At 32.8% G+C, this 15,997-nt stretch carries 12 protein-coding genes; 3 read left to right on the top strand and 9 right to left on the bottom strand.

The window, feature by feature from the left end; translation table 11 throughout:
• The first annotated feature begins 231 nt into the window (after positions 1–231).
• Complete coding sequence (locus H526_RS0103655; RefSeq protein ID WP_027391746.1) at positions 232–1,467, top strand: DEAD/DEAH box helicase; 1,236 nt, start codon at positions 232–234, stop codon at positions 1,465–1,467.
• A 54-nt stretch (positions 1,468–1,521) separates the two neighbouring features.
• Here H526_RS0103655 and H526_RS0103650 read toward each other — a convergent pair whose 3' ends face one another.
• Positions 1,522–2,031, bottom strand: a complete 510-nt coding sequence (locus tag H526_RS0103650; protein WP_027391745.1) for a porin family protein — start codon at positions 2,029–2,031, stop codon at positions 1,522–1,524.
• Between the two features lie 172 nt (positions 2,032–2,203).
• Entirely contained in the window at positions 2,204–2,950 is a 747-nt protein-coding gene (locus H526_RS0103645) for a YqjF family protein (RefSeq protein ID WP_027391744.1), read from the bottom strand.
• 54 nt (positions 2,951–3,004) lie between these two features.
• On the opposite strand from H526_RS0103645, the gene H526_RS0103640 reads away from it, so the two are divergent.
• A complete protein-coding gene (locus tag H526_RS0103640; protein ID WP_027391743.1) occupies positions 3,005–3,733 on the top strand; it encodes an NYN domain-containing protein in 729 nt (242 codons plus the stop codon).
• A gap of 53 nt (positions 3,734–3,786) precedes the next feature.
• Positions 3,787–5,343: an NAD(P)/FAD-dependent oxidoreductase gene (locus H526_RS0103635; RefSeq protein ID WP_027391742.1), complete on the top strand. Its 1,557-nt coding sequence runs from the start codon at positions 3,787–3,789 to the stop codon at positions 5,341–5,343.
• 7 nt (positions 5,344–5,350) lie between these two features.
• On the opposite strand, the gene H526_RS0103630 is transcribed toward H526_RS0103635, so the two are convergent.
• The 7 genes from H526_RS0103630 to H526_RS0103600 all read right to left on the bottom strand — a co-directional run bounded on the left by H526_RS0103630 (position 5,351) and on the right by H526_RS0103600 (position 15,860).
• Positions 5,351–6,556 (bottom strand): sensor histidine kinase, encoded by a 1,206-nt coding sequence (locus tag H526_RS0103630; RefSeq protein WP_342667680.1) that lies wholly within the window; start codon positions 6,554–6,556, stop codon positions 5,351–5,353.
• Positions 6,557–6,838: 282 nt separating this feature from the next.
• Positions 6,839–8,299 (bottom strand): PhoX family protein, encoded by a 1,461-nt coding sequence (locus H526_RS0103625; protein WP_027391740.1) that lies wholly within the window; start codon positions 8,297–8,299, stop codon positions 6,839–6,841.
• Positions 8,300–8,447: 148 nt separating this feature from the next.
• Positions 8,448–10,220 (bottom strand): cytochrome-c peroxidase, encoded by a 1,773-nt coding sequence (locus tag H526_RS0103620; protein ID WP_051335968.1) that lies wholly within the window; start codon positions 10,218–10,220, stop codon positions 8,448–8,450.
• A 66-nt stretch (positions 10,221–10,286) separates the two neighbouring features.
• Complete coding sequence (locus H526_RS0103615; protein WP_027391738.1) at positions 10,287–11,747, bottom strand: alkaline phosphatase PhoX; 1,461 nt, start codon at positions 11,745–11,747, stop codon at positions 10,287–10,289.
• Between the two features lie 140 nt (positions 11,748–11,887).
• Positions 11,888–12,661: a TIGR02757 family protein gene (locus H526_RS0103610; protein WP_027391737.1), complete on the bottom strand. Its 774-nt coding sequence runs from the start codon at positions 12,659–12,661 to the stop codon at positions 11,888–11,890.
• Between the two features lie 43 nt (positions 12,662–12,704).
• On the bottom strand, positions 12,705–13,373 hold the full coding sequence (locus tag H526_RS0103605; protein WP_027391736.1) for an ABC transporter ATP-binding protein: 669 nt from the start codon (positions 13,371–13,373) through the stop codon (positions 12,705–12,707).
• Between the two features lie 54 nt (positions 13,374–13,427).
• Entirely contained in the window at positions 13,428–15,860 is a 2,433-nt protein-coding gene (locus tag H526_RS0103600; protein WP_027391735.1) for a DUF5916 domain-containing protein, read from the bottom strand.
• Positions 15,861–15,997 lie beyond the last annotated feature (137 nt).

Below are 15,997 nucleotides of genomic sequence, written 5' to 3'. Positions count from 1 at the left end.
TTATTGTTTGTCAAATATACTATAAGATTTGTTACGGATGGTTTATGATTAACTAATTTTTAGCGCAAGATTTCACTAATTTAGATACTGTTTTTGGAAATATACTGCATTTTAGGGATTTACAAAATATGAAAACCCGAAGTGAAATAATATACTAAAATTAAACGTACCTTTGCGGCTATATTCAGAAATGGCATTATGTAGTAGATTGTTGTTTCTTAAACAATTTATATGTCATTTGAATCATTAGGATTATCCGATGCTTTATTAAAAGCAATCGAGAAAAAAGGGTATACAATACCTTCACCAATTCAAGAAAAAGCAATACCACCAATTTTAGAAGGAAAAGATGTTTTAGCATCTGCTCAGACTGGGACAGGAAAAACGGCTGGTTTTACATTACCAATCCTTCAATTATTAGCTCAGGATAAACCATTTAGAAAAAGACCAATTCGTACACTTATATTAACTCCCACAAGGGAATTAGCGGCACAAATATTAGATAATGTAAGAGCCTATAGTACGTATATGGATCTTAGATCTATGGTAGTCTTTGGAGGTGTAAATGCTAATCCTCAGATAAAGGCGTTAAGAAACGGAGTGGATGTTTTGGTTGCTACTCCAGGTCGTTTATTGGACCTACATGAACGAAGAGCTTTATCTCTTTCTAAAGTTGAGATTTTAGTTTTGGACGAAGCAGATCGAATGCTGGATATGGGGTTTCAGAGAGATATCAATAAAATACTAGTATTATTACCCAAGAAAAGACAAAACTTATTGTTTTCTGCAACATTCTCCAAAGAAATAAAAAAACTAGCTAATGGGATTTTACATCACCCTGTTTCTGTAGAAGCTGCACCAGAAAATTCTACCGCCGAGATGGTAGATCAAAAAATATATAAGGTAGACAAAGCAAAAAAGAGTACCGTAGTTATTAAATTGATTTCTGATGGTAATTGGAAACAAGTACTCATCTTTACAAGAACAAAACACGGAGCGAATCGATTGAGTGAGAAGTTGTCTAAAAATGGAATTACATCTGCAGCAATTCACGGAAATAAGAGTCAGGGAGCAAGAACTAAAGCATTAAGCGGGTTTAAACAAAATAAAATTAGAGTATTGGTGGCTACTGATATTGCTGCTCGTGGGTTAGATATTCCTCTTTTGCCACATGTGATTAATTATGAATTACCGAATATAGCTGAGGATTATGTGCATAGAATTGGTCGTACGGGTAGAGCAGGAGCAAGTGGAGAAGCAATTTCTCTAGTATCGCAAGAAGAAGTAAGTTATGTAAAGGGAATAGAAAAATTACTGGGGTTAACACTAAATAAAGAAGTGATAGAAGGTTTTGAACCTAGTTTTGTTTTTGATTATAATGCTGCGCCACCAAAGAAAAATCAAAATTCTTTTAAACCTAAACGGAATAATAGAAACTATAATAGACGCAGAAAAAATAGATCATAAAAAAAAGGCGGAAGTTTAACTTCCGCCTTTTTTTAGGTTTATAGCTGTTTTTTATTAAAAAATATAATATCCTACAGAAAGTTGAAAAGTTCTATTTTGACTACTAACAGCATCATCAACGTCTGTAAGACCATGGTTATATCTTGCCTGTGCAAAGAATTTCCCAAAGGTTACGCCAGCTCCAGCGGCAATACTTACATCAAAGCTTTCAGGTTCTCCCACTTCATAATCATCATTTACAACAACACCAAACTGAGGTCCCGCCTCGAAACTAACAAACTTTAAGAATTTGTATTTTACTAAAATTGGTACATTGATATAATCAACTTTTAAATCATCAGTACCTTGAGCAGAGTATAAAACTTCTGGCTGAATAGCAAAATTACCAGGTAAACCGATAGTTGCTACCGCTCCTAAATGAAAACCAGTTCTGGCATCAGTGTCAAATCGAGAATCTATATTAGCGAAATTCACACCTCCTTTAACACCAAATTTTAAGCTTTGGGCATTTGAAACTGTGGTAAAACCGATAAGCGCAATGGCTAAAAAAAATAGTTTTTTCATGGGTATATTGATTGTTTGTTTAAATCAAATATAGAAACTTAAATATTAATAAAAGTTAAAGTTTTTTTAATGAGACTAGCGGTGTAGAGCTGTTTTTTCTTATCATATTCCTCTTACCTCAATAATATATAGTATCGACGAAGTATTTATTTTTCTGGGCAAAATACATTTTTTAGATAATTTTATGGATAATTGACTTTTTTTTCTTTTTATTCATTCCCCAAGCGATTACTCGAACACCTTTAGAATAACTTGTCTTGTGAGGGGTTCCTTTTAATAAATCATCGAAGCGGGGATAATTCACTTCTAAATTGTTGATTTCAATATCTTGGATAGACCATTCTGGATGATGTATTTCATATTCGTTGATTGAATTTTTAGTATCCTGGAAAAGAGCATACCTTTCTGTTAGCCAAATATCAAGTTCAGATTTATTGTTTAGTTCTTTACCTACTGTAAATTTAATTTTTAGAGAATCTTTATACTTTTTATTTTTAGATGTATAGTTATTGGAGTCTCTTTTGATTTTTGAATATCGATAAGGAAGTTCCGAGATGGCTTTAGCAATACTGCAAGAAATTATTTTCCCTCCTTCAATGCTTAAGAAATAAACTCCGGTCTTTTTTCCAGATTTTATGTAAGTGCGAATGTTGATTTCATCAAAATTAGAAATAGGAGTAAAGTAGGGAAGAAATTTAGGTCTGATTTTTTCCATAGAAAATGCAACTAATGATACCCATGGTTCTCCATTGTATAAATCTATCTCCAATTCTTTAGGAACAAGTTTTCTTAATTCGTCATAGTCAACTTTCCAATGTAAGAATATTGCTCTATTCCATTCTTGATAAAATCTCCAATTATCAGACGGCAGTTCCCAAGGTCTATGTTGTGTGTTTTTTAGTATTTCTTTAATGCACATTAGATTACTATTGAATTCTTTTTTTAGCTATTGTATTTGTGTACCTTTAAAACCATGATGAAAGATACAAAATTGGCGGTCCTAATCGATGGGGATAATATACCTGCCAAGTATATAAAAGAAATGATGGAGGAGATTACCAAGTATGGAACTCCTACTATTAAACGTATTTATGGTGATTGGACAAAACCATACCTAGCAAAATGGAAAAATATTTTGTTAGAAAATGCAATAAATCCGATACAGCAATATAGTTATACAACAGGAAAGAATGCCACAGATTCTGCCATGATTATAGATGCAATGGATATTTTATATTCAGAAAAAGTGAATGGTTTTTGTTTGGTGTCTTCGGATAGTGATTTTACTAAATTAGCAATGAGACTGCGAGAAGCCGGTGTTGTTGTGTATGGAATTGGAGAAAAGAAAACTCCGGATCCTTTTATAGTAGCTTGTGATAAGTTTATTTATTTAGAAATTTTGAAAAAAGATACTGAGAAAAAAGATGGTAAAGAAAAGTCTGATAAATCTAATCTAGATAAAATCACTTCAAAAACTATTAGATTATTGAGGAATTCAGTAGAAGACGCTGCAAGTGAAGATGGATGGGCATTTTTGGGAGACGTAGGTTCATTAATTCTAAAGAAACAGCCTAATTTTGATTCTAGAAATTTTGGGTTTGCAAAACTGACTCCTTTGTTTAATTCGCTTAAGCAATTTGAAATAGATGAACGCGAGCATACTAGCGGAAAGTTTAAACTGATTTATGTTCGTAACAAATAGAGTTGTTTATAGGTAACATTGTATCTTCGCGAAAATTTTAGAATATATATCCTTTGCAATACGAATTTAGCATACAAGTATCACCAGAAATAGCTGCAAATCCAGACCGTTTGAAGATCATGGTGTCTAGAAAGAATGGAATTTCTGTTGATGAGATTAGACACATACAAGTTTTAAAACGTTCTATTGATGCGCGTCAAAAGGCGATCAAAGTAAATTTAAAAATAAAAGTATTTGTACAAGAGGATTTTGAGGAAATACCAATTAAGTTACCCGATTATCCGGATGTTTCTAACGCTAGTGAGGTAGTAATTATTGGTGCAGGTCCTGCAGGTTTATTTGCAGCATTACGATGTGTTGAGCTTGGTTATAAACCTATTGTATTAGAAAGAGGAAAAGATGTTCGCGAAAGAAGAAGAGATCTCAAAGCTATAAATAGAGATCATATTGTTAATGAAGATTCTAATTACTGTTTCGGAGAAGGAGGAGCAGGAACTTATAGTGATGGTAAATTATATACACGTTCTAAGAAAAGGGGAGATGTAAATCGAATTCTTCAGTTATTAGTAGGTTTTGGAGCTACAGATCAAATTTTGGTAGAAGCACACCCTCATATTGGAACCAATAAATTACCTGCAATTATTGCAGCCATTAGACAAAAAATAAGAGAAAATGGGGGCGAAGTACATTTTGAGACTAGGGTAACCGATCTTGATATTAAAAATAATGAAATTGATTCTGTAATTCTACAAAATGGAGACCTCATAAAAACGAATAAAGTTATTTTAGCTACCGGACATTCTGCTAGAGATATTTTTGAATTATTGTACAAGAAAGAAATTGAAATAGAGGCAAAACCTTTTGCTCTAGGAGTTAGAGTAGAACATTCTCAGCAATTAATTGATCAGATACAATATAAATGTGAGGTTAGAGGACCTTATCTTCCTCCATCACCATATAGCATAGTAAAACAGGTTGATGGTAGAGGAATGTATTCTTTTTGTATGTGCCCAGGAGGAGTTATTGCTCCATGTGCAACAAGCCCAGGAGAAGTAGTTACCAATGGATGGTCACCTTCCAAAAGAGATCAACCTACTTCTAATAGTGGTATTGTTGTGGAGCTTCGTTTAGAAGATTTTAAAGATTTTAAGAAGTATGGACCGTTATCAGGAATGTATTTTCAAAAAAGTATTGAGCAACGCTCTTGGCATTTAGCTGGAGAGACTCAAAGAGTTCCTGCACAGAGGTTAGTGGATTTGACCAATAGAAAAGTATCTGTAGATTTACCAGAAACTTCCTATAAACCTGGTTTAAGTTCGATAGATATGGGAGAGGTTTTTCCAAAATTCATTCATAAAACACTACAAGAAGGATTTAAGGTATTTGATAAAAGCATGCGAGGGTATCTGACAAATGAAGCAGTGGTTCACGCTCCAGAATCAAGAACATCTTCGCCGGTACGAGTTCCTAGAGATAGAAAAACATTGGAACACACACAAATAAAAGGGTTGTACCCTTGTGGAGAAGGTGCTGGTTATGCTGGAGGAATTATTTCTGCAGCTATTGATGGAGAAAAATGTGCCGAAGCTTGTATAGCAACAATAAAATAAAATCTATTTATTTCTTTATAGAAAAGTCAAAAGAGGTACATACTCCAAGTGTAGATTTTACCTTAATACAACCACCAAGAGTTACTACTAGTTTTTTTACTGTTGATAAACCTATTCCATTTCCTTTGTTTCCGCTTCTATCGGTTCCATTTGCGGTAGTAAATAATTCGAAAATCGAGTCAATTTTATCCTCAGGAATTCCCATTCCATTGTCAGTAACTTTAAAATAATAGAAAACTTTATCTTCAGAATGTTCAATATCAATGATAATATGTTCTTTGTCATTATACTTGATACTATTTCCGATTAGATTAAAAAATATTTGCTTTAAAGCAGATTTGTTAGATTTTAATGAAGGATTAGGTTCTGGGAAATTAATAGTACAATCTGGTTTAATACTTAATAATTCTGCTATTTCTTTTAAGAGATGATTTAGCTTAAATGATTCAGGTTTGTTTTGAACGAGGCTATCACTTTCATAATGATCCAATACATCATTAATGTAATCACTCATAGAAAATGATGATTGTTTTATATATTCGAAATACTCTGAAGTTTCTTTGTCCAGATCGTTTGCTAATTTTAATTTTAAAAGATCAGAGGTAGTAATTACATTAGCCAAGGGCATTTTTAAATCATGAGATATCACTCTGGCAAACTCTTTTAATGACTCGTTACGTTTTCTAAGTTTATCTTCTATTTTTTCTAAGTCTTTATTCTTTTTATTCAATTCAAAAAGAATAACTACTTGATGCGCTAATGATTTTAGAGCCTCTAGTTGTTTGTCACTAAGTTTCTTTGGTTGGCTATCGATAACACAAAGTGTTCCTAGTGCGAATCCATTCTTGTCAATAAGAGGAATACTAGCATAAAATATTACAGTACCATCTAGTGTAAGTGGGTTATCATGAAATCTGTCGTCTGTTCTAGCATCATGTATGATTAAAGGAGTATCTGGATCTAAAATGGCATGTGCACAAAAGGACTGATTTCTAGGAATTTCTTTTGAAGAAAAACCATAGGAAGATTTAAACCATTCTCTATCATCATCCACTAATGATATAAGAGCAGCTTCTGTATCACAGAGATATGCGGCAAGCGCAGTTATTTCATCAAACTCGTTTTCAGGCTCTGTATCTAATATACCTAAAGATTTTAAAGCTTCAATTCTAAAATCTTCGTTAATGGGGAGTTCAGGAATAATCATCTTCATCAAGAATTGCCTGGTGTGAAACAATTCTTAATAAAATTAACAAAAAAATATTAAAAATTATGATTTCCTGCATTGTATTCGATTAAATGTTAGTAAAGATTTAATATTTCTACAACTTTTAATTTAGAATCTATTGGAAATACCAAGAACTTGGTTGAAGAGAATTTGGGTTCACTATAGTGATTTGAAGTAATAAATGAGGCTTATTTATAGAGAATAAGCCTCGTTTATTTATCTATTTTAATAAGAAAATGATTAGTTTATATAGAGTAATTAAGAAAACTATCTTTCTAAACCTTTTATTACATATAACATACTACCTTCTTTTCTACTATTAACAACATCTGGGTTGGCAGTAGGGTCTGTAAATGGAACTCCATCAGCTCTTTCCCAACCATGGTTCTGAGTAATTAACAAGAAAGTATTGTTAACACCTATGGTTTCCGAAATATCTATCATACCAGTAATTTCCCATGTTCTGTCTATTGTTCCATATCCTTGGGCCGCAGCGGCAACTTGATCACATTCCAAAACAGTTTTTAGTGCACCAGTATTTAGATCATACTGATATAGTCTCGCAAAATGATCAGCAGCAGGTTTAAAGTCCTGAATACCATTAGGATCTTCCTGGATATAGGCATAATTTTCTGTTACTAAAATATTATCAGGACTATGAAAAGCTTCAGCAACACCGCCAATTTTATCTCCGTCTAAAACACATGTAATTTTACCAGCCCCAGCAGGATCTATATCATTTAGTTCTACCTTGTAAATTCTTCCAGAACGTGTTCCTTTTCCGATAAGATCAGGTCTGTCTCTTCCAGTTACAGTAAGATAAACTTCTCTGTTGTTATCTGGAGTACCACGTCTCCAATCGATATCTTCCAATCTAGAGAATCCTAATACTCCTTTAGATTTAGCTTCGGCATCTAATAAGTCAATATTTTTTTCAGTAAGCTCTACAAATTCCATATCATAAGCAACACCTTCTTCCATATCCATTTCATAAGTAACACCAGGAGAAGTTACTTTTAATCCATATAGTTTACCACTTTGTAAATCTCCTTTTCTACCAACGTACATTCCTAATTGGCCAGATGGTATTTCGTTATCACTATCATCATCTCCTATAAAAACAACAGTTTTGTTAGAATATGCTCTTTGTCCAATAGCAACTGCGTTTTCTGTAGACCATTGCCCCATAGCTGTTAGCATATTAGGAACAGAAGCAGCATTTGGATCTCTAAAAGGATCTGTAGCAAATACACCTTTAGAATTTCCTCCCCATTCTCCTCCTGAAAGGTATAAAGGACCAAATCCGTGCTCTAACCTTGTAATCATAGATCCAGAGCATTGCGCAGTATTTGCAGTGGCAACTGCATTAAGAATATGTTCTCCTTTAACTGGTTTAAAAGTTGGATCAAGTGTTATTCTTGCAACAGAGTAATCTGCTTCAATATTATTGATAAGCGTAAATGTTTTATCGAAATTTCTTAATAAACCAGCTCCGTCAGCCATAGATCCGTAGGTAAAATCAGGAACGTATGTATCCTCAGAAGAAAGAATATTATATATTTCGACATCCTCAAACTCAGGAGTAGTTTTAAGAAGTACAGGTGAAATCGAATGATTTTCGAATTCAATTCTGTCTCCAACAGGATTTCCACTGAAATCATCTAAATTACAGGATGTTACTAATAATGATGCTATTGATACAATAGCTAAGCCTAAATGTTTTTTCATGATGGTGTGATTTTGTTTTTCATAAATTTATGACACAAAAAGATCAGACATTTTATAGGTATGTTTTATCATTATTAAAATATCATTACCCTAATGTTTAGAATGTAAATAGAGTGTTATTTTTTAGATTTATTCTAAACAACGTTTTCTAATACTCTGATTCCGAAATATTATCATTTAGGCTTTTCATGAATGCTATAATATCATCAATTTCCTGATTAGTAAGATTTAAGGGGTCTGGAGGTAATGTCTGGTATTCTTGCTCTATACCAATTCCTGCGCCACCACCACGATTATAAAAATCCATAACCTCTTCTAAAGTAGTATATACGCCATTATGCATATACGGTCCTGTTAAAGCTGCATTTCTGACTGTAGATGTTTTGAAAAAATGCTTTCGCTCTGGAGTTTTATAAATCGCATATCTACCTAAATCTTCACTTATCGTAGCATTAATCGTATCATTATGCTTAGGAACTCCTATAAGTTCCATCTCTGATTCTTTATAATCAGGCGGAACCGTCCCATTAAATAAAGGGGCAAAATGGCAAGTTGCACACTTGGCTTTACCATTAAAAAGGTTGTACCCATTAATTTCACTTGTTGATAAGGTGTTTTCCAAACCATTGATATTTCTATCAAATTTAGAATTAAAAGGAATCAAAGTACGAATGTAATTGGCTATTGCATTCCTGATATCGTTATTATTAATTTCCCGATTAGGATATACCTTAGCAAATTGTTCTACATATTCTTTATTACTAATAACAGCTTTTTCTAACGTTTTTAAATCAGAATGAAATTCATTGGCATTTTCTACAACACTGATAATTTGCCCTTCTAATCCGCCAGCTCTTTTGTCATAGAAAAAATCTTGCTGTAATGCTGCATACAGTAGTGTAGGGCTATTACGAGTAACACCTTTTGATATCTTTAATCCATCTGTAAAAGCTTTTTCTGGTTGATGACAAGTAGCACAACTGACTTTTTTATCAGTAGAAAGGTTGGTGTCATAGAACAATTTTTTACCTAATGATACCATATCTTGAGTTATCGCTTTTTGATTTCTATCTGCAAAATAGGTTACATTAAAAGTATCTGAAGAGAAAAGAGAGGTTGCATCATTTTTAATAGCTAGTTCAAAAGGAAACTCGACTTTCCAATCAGAAACTGTTTGATTCCAAAGAGTTAACTGTTTATGGGTTCTGTTTTTGATAAAATGATAGCGATCAAATTCATTAAATTCACCTTGTAGGGAATCCATAGTGACTTGTATTTCTTCTTTCCACGCCTTAAATAGATTAGGGTCTTTAAATTCATCTTTAAACATATATAAATAAGTGTGTAAGCTTTGATACACAATTTTAGAATCTTCTAATGAATTTTCTAAAACAGGAGAATCAAAACCAGTAATACCCGTAAGTGCTATTCGGGCAATTGCTTTTCTAAATAGCCATAGAAAGTGATACTGTTTTATGTGATCAAATCCTGTGTTTTTTTGAATAAGTTTTAATCTACTAGCTATTAAATTTACATGTTTTATGATCGTTGTAGTATCTTTTTTATCTACAAAGATTTCTTCTTCCAATACTTGATACCCACTAGGAGACTTTATTTTAATATCTGTAAAATCTTCTTCTTCAACCTTTAAAATATTTGGTTGGTTGAGAAAACCATAGTTTTCAATATCTAATGTAGATAATACAGGTTCTAACTTTTTAAAGTATTTTCTAGATTCTTTAAAATTCTTTTCAATCTTATTAGGATCCTGTTTTATACTATCTAAATGAGCAATTGCTAAAGAAATATCTTTATCAAATTGCTTTTGCATTTTGGTATTGAATGAGATCGGTGCAGTTTCTTCTTTTTTTTCCTCTTTTGCGCAAGAAAAAAGAATAAAAAAAGCAAAGAGGCCCGTCATAAGACAAGCCCCTTTTTTGATTATATTTATTAGCAATAATTGCATAAGATTCATATAATTTATGAATTATCTTTTTAATCCTTTAATGATATATAGCATACTTCCTTCTTTTCTACTATCAGCAACATTAGGATTAGCATTAGGGTCTGTAAACGCAGTACCATCAGCTTTTTCCCAACCATGATTTTGAGTAATTAAAATAAAGGTTTCTTCAACTCCAATAACATCAGAGATATCTATCATTCCTGTAATTTCCCAACTTCTGTCTATAGCTCCATATCCTTGAGCTGCAGCAGCTACTTGATCACATTCTAAAACAGCTTGTAACGCACCAGAATTAAGATCGTATTGATATAATCTTGCATAATGAGCAGCTGCAGGTTTAAAATCTTGGATACCATTTGGATCTTCCTGAATGTAAGCATAGTTTTCTGTAACTAGTATGTTATCAGGACTGTGAAAAGCTTCTGCTTTACCACCTTCTTTATCACCATCTAATACACAAGTTATTTTTCCAGCACCTGTTGGATCATTTTCGTTTAATACTACTTTGTATATTCTTCCAGAACGAGTTCCTTTTCCGATAAGATCTGGCTTATCTCTTCCAGTTACAGCAAGATAAACTTCTCTATTATTAGCCCCAGAACCTCTTCTCCAGTCGATATCCTCTAATCTAGAGAATCCCATAACTCCTTTAGATTTAGCTTCTGCATCTAATAGATCAATATCTTTTTCTGTTAATTCTACGAACTCCATATCGTATGCTGTACCTTCTTCCATATCCATTTCATATGTAATTCCAGCAGAAGTTACTTTTAATCCATATAATTTTCCACCATTTAGATCACCAGCGTTTCCAACATACATACCTAATTGACCAGAAGGTACTTCGTCATTACTATTATCATCTCCGATAAATACTACAGTTTTATCTGGGTATGCATCTTTTCCAATAGCAACGGCATTTTCTGTAGACCATTGCCCCATAGAAGTTAACATTCTTGGAGTAGAAGCAATAGAAGGATCTCTGTAAGGATCTGTTGCAAAAACTCCCTTAGAGTTTCCTCCCCATTCTCCTCCTGATAAATACATAGGACCAAAACCATGCTCTTCTTGAGTAATCATAGATCCAGAACATTGAGCAGTTTCAGCAGTTGCAACTGCATTAAGTATATGTTCTCCTTTTATTGGTTTGAATGTTTCATCAAGCGTAATACGTGCTATTGCATAATCCGCTTCTATATTGTTTATTAGGGTATAAGTTCCGTCTGTATTACGAAGTAGACCGGCTCCATCCGCCATAGATCCATATGTAAAGTCTGGTATGTAAGTATCTTCAGAAGATAATAAATTGTAAATTTCAATATTTGTAAAACCAGACATTTTCTTTAAAAGAACAGGCGAAACAGATCTACTCTCTAATTCAATAAGATCTCCAATAGGAGGTGTGGATGTATCGTCGTCGTCGTTACAAGAAATTAATAATAAACCGCAAATTAGCGCAAAAAGCTGTAAATAATTTTTCATGACTATGTGAATTTTGTTGCAGCAAATTTACTTTGTCATTCAGTTTAATAGCTTTATGGAAAGGTTTTATGTTTATTAAAGAAACATCAATCTAATGTTTATAATGTAAAGACAGTGTTATTCTTTAGAACCATTCTAAGCTAGAATTTTTCAAAAACGCCTAATCCAAATAGAGCATAATCATATTTTACAGGGTCTAGAGGATCTAATAACCTTAGGTTAACATCCAGTTGGTTTAATGCTTTGGCATCATTTTGGTTTCTACTTAATAGATTTAATTTACGAGCAACATTTCCAGAATGTACATCCAAAGGACAGGATAATTGAGATGGCGACATGTTTTTCCAAATTCCTAGATCTACACCAGGACCAGCATCTCTTATCATCCATCTAAGGAACATATTGATCCTTTTAGCAGCAGAATTTTTATGAGGATCACTAATGTGTTTTTGAGTTCTTGGAAGGTGCGGTAGTGTAAAAAACTCTTTTTTAAAGTGATGTATTGCATTTTGTAAAAAGGCTTCTTCATTATATTGAGAAAAGAAACTTTCTAAGTCACCAAACTTATTGTAAATGTTTTGTAATGCTTTTATAAAATAGGAGAGGTCTTTGCTATTAAAAGTTCTGTGTACAAAACCTTCCAGGTTTTCCAGTGTTGTCTCCGAATGGTTCATAACATAATCATGCGGAGAATTACCTAAAAGAGACATTAATTTATGAGCATTTTTTAAAATACTTTTACGATTTCCCCAAGAAATAGTAGCGGTTAGGAAACCAGCAATTTCGATATCCTCTTTTTGGGTAAACAGATGCGGGATTTGAACTGGATCCGTTTCTATGAATTTCGGCTGCTCATAAAAAGCTGCTTTTTCATCAAGAAATTCTTTTAATTCAGTTTTATTAAGTTTCTTCACTGGATTTAGTTCTGTGCGGAAATTCTAAAAAGTGTTCAATGATCTATGACTTGTCTACAATTTTACCATCTACCATAACTAGTTTACGATCTGCCATATTTGCTAACTCTTCATTATGGGTAACGATAACAAAAGTTTGTCCATACTCATCTCTAAGTTTGAAGAATAATTTATGTAAATTTTCGGCAGACTCACTATCTAAATTACCTGAAGGTTCATCTGCAAAAATTACTTTAGGATTATTAATCAAAGATCTGGCAACAGCAACTCTTTGTTGTTCTCCTCCGGAAAGCTCATTGGGCTTATGATCAGCTCGATGTTCTAATCCTAAAAAACCAAGTAATTCTTTAGCTCTTTTTTCTGCATCCGCTTTTGGTACTTTTTTAATAAAAGCTGGAATGCATACATTTTCTAAAGCGGTAAATTCGGGTAGCAGTTGATGGAACTGGAAAATAAATCCTAATTGTTCATTTCTAAATTTAGAAAGTTGCTTCTCCGAAAGGAAATTTATGATGTTATTGTTAATTGATAAATCACTTCCTTTTTCTTTTGATGCTCTATCTAAAGTTCCTAAAATTTGTAGCAATGTAGTTTTTCCTGCACCAGAAGCACCTACAATAGAAACAATTTCTCCTTCTTTTATATGTAAATCAACACCTTTTAAGACATGTAAATCGCCATAGTGTTTATGAATATTATTAGCTTTTATCATCAATTATATCTCTAGAGATTGTGAAAGTAACTAATATCCTAAAATTCGCCAAGATTATCCTTTAAAAGAACCTTTTAAATTATTTATATCTAGAAAATAAACGACTCTTAATGATAAGGTATGTTTTATGGGTTGACCAAAAAGATTATCTAAACTATCCGTATAATTAATCGTTGATAATTCATCTTGGTTAAATATTTGATTACGATAGAGCAGTGTAGCTTCGCTTCCTGGAGCAAATCTCCAACTAAAACTTAAATCTAAATTCCAGATATTAAAATTTGTATTAGGATCATTTTCTGTAGTGTCATAGTCTGTTTGAGTTCGTGAACCATCATCATTAAGTGTGTAAAAAATATTTTCAGAATAATCAGCTGTACTCCAGAAATTTCTGAAACGAAGATTAATTGCTTTATATGGGTCAAAATTATAGCTAGCACTAAGAGAATTCTCTACTGTAGTAATATCTCGTTGTCCTAAGAAAACATCAGTATCATCATTATCGATATATCCAAAATTACGTTTTCTAACAGAGTAATCCGTAGTCCAAATAACTAAAAGTTTATCGGAGAACCGATATCTAGGAGAAAGGTTCATGCTGTAGGTTTGTTGATCATCTTCAAACCAATTACGATGAAATAGTCGAATATCATAAGCAAACTTTTTACGATAATCTGAAGATACCCATAGATTTACACCAAGGTTTTCACTGAATGTTACAAATCTGCCATCTACTCTAGGTTCGAAGTAATCATCAGTATCAGAATCATAAATAGTAAAACCTCCAAAAGCAAAACGTTCTCTAGTAACAAAAAACCAATCGACACCAAGGGAATTGGAAGTTTGAACACTAGGGTCATATAATCTACGATGTCTAGCAAAAAGATTAATTCTGTAGTTATTAAATAGTTTAGTAGGTTCGAAAATCTGGTAAGAAGTACTAACTCGGAAGCTATTGAAATTATTTCTAAAATTTACTCCTAAATCATTTATATCAAAAGTGGTATTAGCTAGATCGTGTCCAAATCCATATCTCCATTTCCCTTTAATACGATCAAAATCAAGTTCTGATCTAAAACCACCAATATTGTCACCAGGAAGATTTACTTGACTTACTATAGAGCGCCCAGTTAATCGATAAGAATTGGCTTTGTTAGCTAAGTTCCATACCAAACCAGTAACGTTGGCATCTCTAAAATCACTTCCGTTTCGGGTAACATTAGTATTAATTAATGAAATAGAAGAGTTGTTATTAAATTGTTGATCTAATACAAAAATATTATAGTTGGCTAAAGGTTCAACTACTTTTTTTCTTTGATTTCCTGTAATAGTATCGGTGATACGTATTTCGGTTTTTTCGGTAATTGCATTAAAAAAACCAATCCCTAAATTTCCTTTAGTTCTTCCCGATATTTTGAGTGCATTTAACAGGTTTACCTTAGTAGGAGCATCTTCTGCTATTTCATTTTCTAATAGATCTTCATCGGATACCGAACCTGTAGGACCATTACCTACACGTCTAGAAAAGAAAATACGCCCTTTATTAAAAAGTTCCGTTCCTTCCGTGAAAAATTGTCTATTTTCTCCAAAAGTTTGTTCAAAAGGTCCTAGGTTAAGTCTAACTTCATCAAATGCAGCTTGCCCAAAATCTGGAATTAGAGTGGCATCTAAAGTAAAGCTATCACTTAATCCATATTTAACATCTAGTCCTGCACTAAAATCTGTTTCTGTTTCTCCGTCGGATGTAGTTGCTAAACCTTGAACAAATGGAAAAAAAGTAAGTCTAACAGGTGGGTTTATATCTTTAACGCCTTTTACAAGCCCGTTATATTGTGTGCGTTGTCCTACTTCGTTATCTACAAAATTCCAAGAATGTGTTTCGTTCCTGTTCTGTAACCGTCTAAAAAAGTTAATACTCCAATCTTGAACTGGTATTTCGGGAAAACGTAAAGCATTATATGGAATTTTAAATTCAGCATACCATCCTTTCTCATCAAAAGATATTTTTGCGTCAAATACTACATTATAACTAAAATCTTCATTGAATTGATCAGCTCTGGCATCTCCTATTGTTCCGGCACTAGTAATAAAAAAACGTGTTTCGTTAATTCCATCATTGTATGTGTTCATGGATATATTAAAGAAATCTGCTTGAGCAAAAACATTATCCCTTTGACTAAATTGGCGTAGTATTTTATCAGGTTGATCATCATAAAGATAAGCAGCGAAATATACCGCTTTATCGTCATATGCCATTTTTACTTCTGTTCTAAGACTTTCTGGTATAGTCCCATCATTACCAGGTTGCCACATATTAAAATTACCAGATGGACTAATATCTAACCATACCTGATCATCTAGAATACCATCAATTTTAGGTGAGGTAGATATTCTGTGTGCCGTAATTTGTTTTTTTTCTTGACCAAATAAAAGAATAGTATGCAGTATAAATAGCACACTAAGGATAGGGCGTAATTTTCTATTCATGTTTTGTAAAAAAATCCTTACTTTTTCGACTCAACTGCAAAACTAGGATTTACATCTGAATGGCGTACTAATGAAAAGTTAAAAAGCATTAGGGCTGTTTACTATATATGTACATTCGTTAAACAATATTTACTTTT

The organism is Aquimarina latercula DSM 2041 (assembly GCF_000430645.1).
Taxonomy (GTDB): domain Bacteria; phylum Bacteroidota; class Bacteroidia; order Flavobacteriales; family Flavobacteriaceae; genus Aquimarina; species Aquimarina latercula.
The sequence above is the reverse complement of the archived record's forward strand: the minus strand, read 5'-3'. Positions and strand labels throughout refer to the sequence as shown.

Excerpts from the sequence above, each read along its gene's own strand:
- H526_RS0103640 (WP_027391743.1), top strand. The coding sequence starts at position 3,005 with ATGATGAAAGATACAAAATTGGCGGTCCTAATCGATGGGGATAATATA.
- H526_RS0103605 (WP_027391736.1), bottom strand. The coding sequence starts at position 13,373 with ATGATAAAAGCTAATAATATTCATAAACACTATGGCGATTTACATGTC.
- H526_RS0103645 (WP_027391744.1), bottom strand. The coding sequence starts at position 2,950 with ATGTGCATTAAAGAAATACTAAAAAACACACAACATAGACCTTGGGAA.
- H526_RS0103600 (WP_027391735.1), bottom strand. The coding sequence starts at position 15,860 with ATGAATAGAAAATTACGCCCTATCCTTAGTGTGCTATTTATACTGCAT.
- H526_RS0103615 (WP_027391738.1), bottom strand. The coding sequence starts at position 11,747 with ATGAAAAATTATTTACAGCTTTTTGCGCTAATTTGCGGTTTATTATTA.
- H526_RS0103630 (WP_342667680.1), bottom strand. The coding sequence starts at position 6,556 with ATGAAGATGATTATTCCTGAACTCCCCATTAACGAAGATTTTAGAATT.
- H526_RS0103625 (WP_027391740.1), bottom strand. The coding sequence starts at position 8,299 with ATGAAAAAACATTTAGGCTTAGCTATTGTATCAATAGCATCATTATTA.
- H526_RS0103655 (WP_027391746.1), top strand. The coding sequence starts at position 232 with ATGTCATTTGAATCATTAGGATTATCCGATGCTTTATTAAAAGCAATC.
- H526_RS0103620 (WP_051335968.1), bottom strand. The coding sequence starts at position 10,220 with ATGACGGGCCTCTTTGCTTTTTTTATTCTTTTTTCTTGCGCAAAAGAG.
- H526_RS0103650 (WP_027391745.1), bottom strand. The coding sequence starts at position 2,031 with ATGAAAAAACTATTTTTTTTAGCCATTGCGCTTATCGGTTTTACCACA.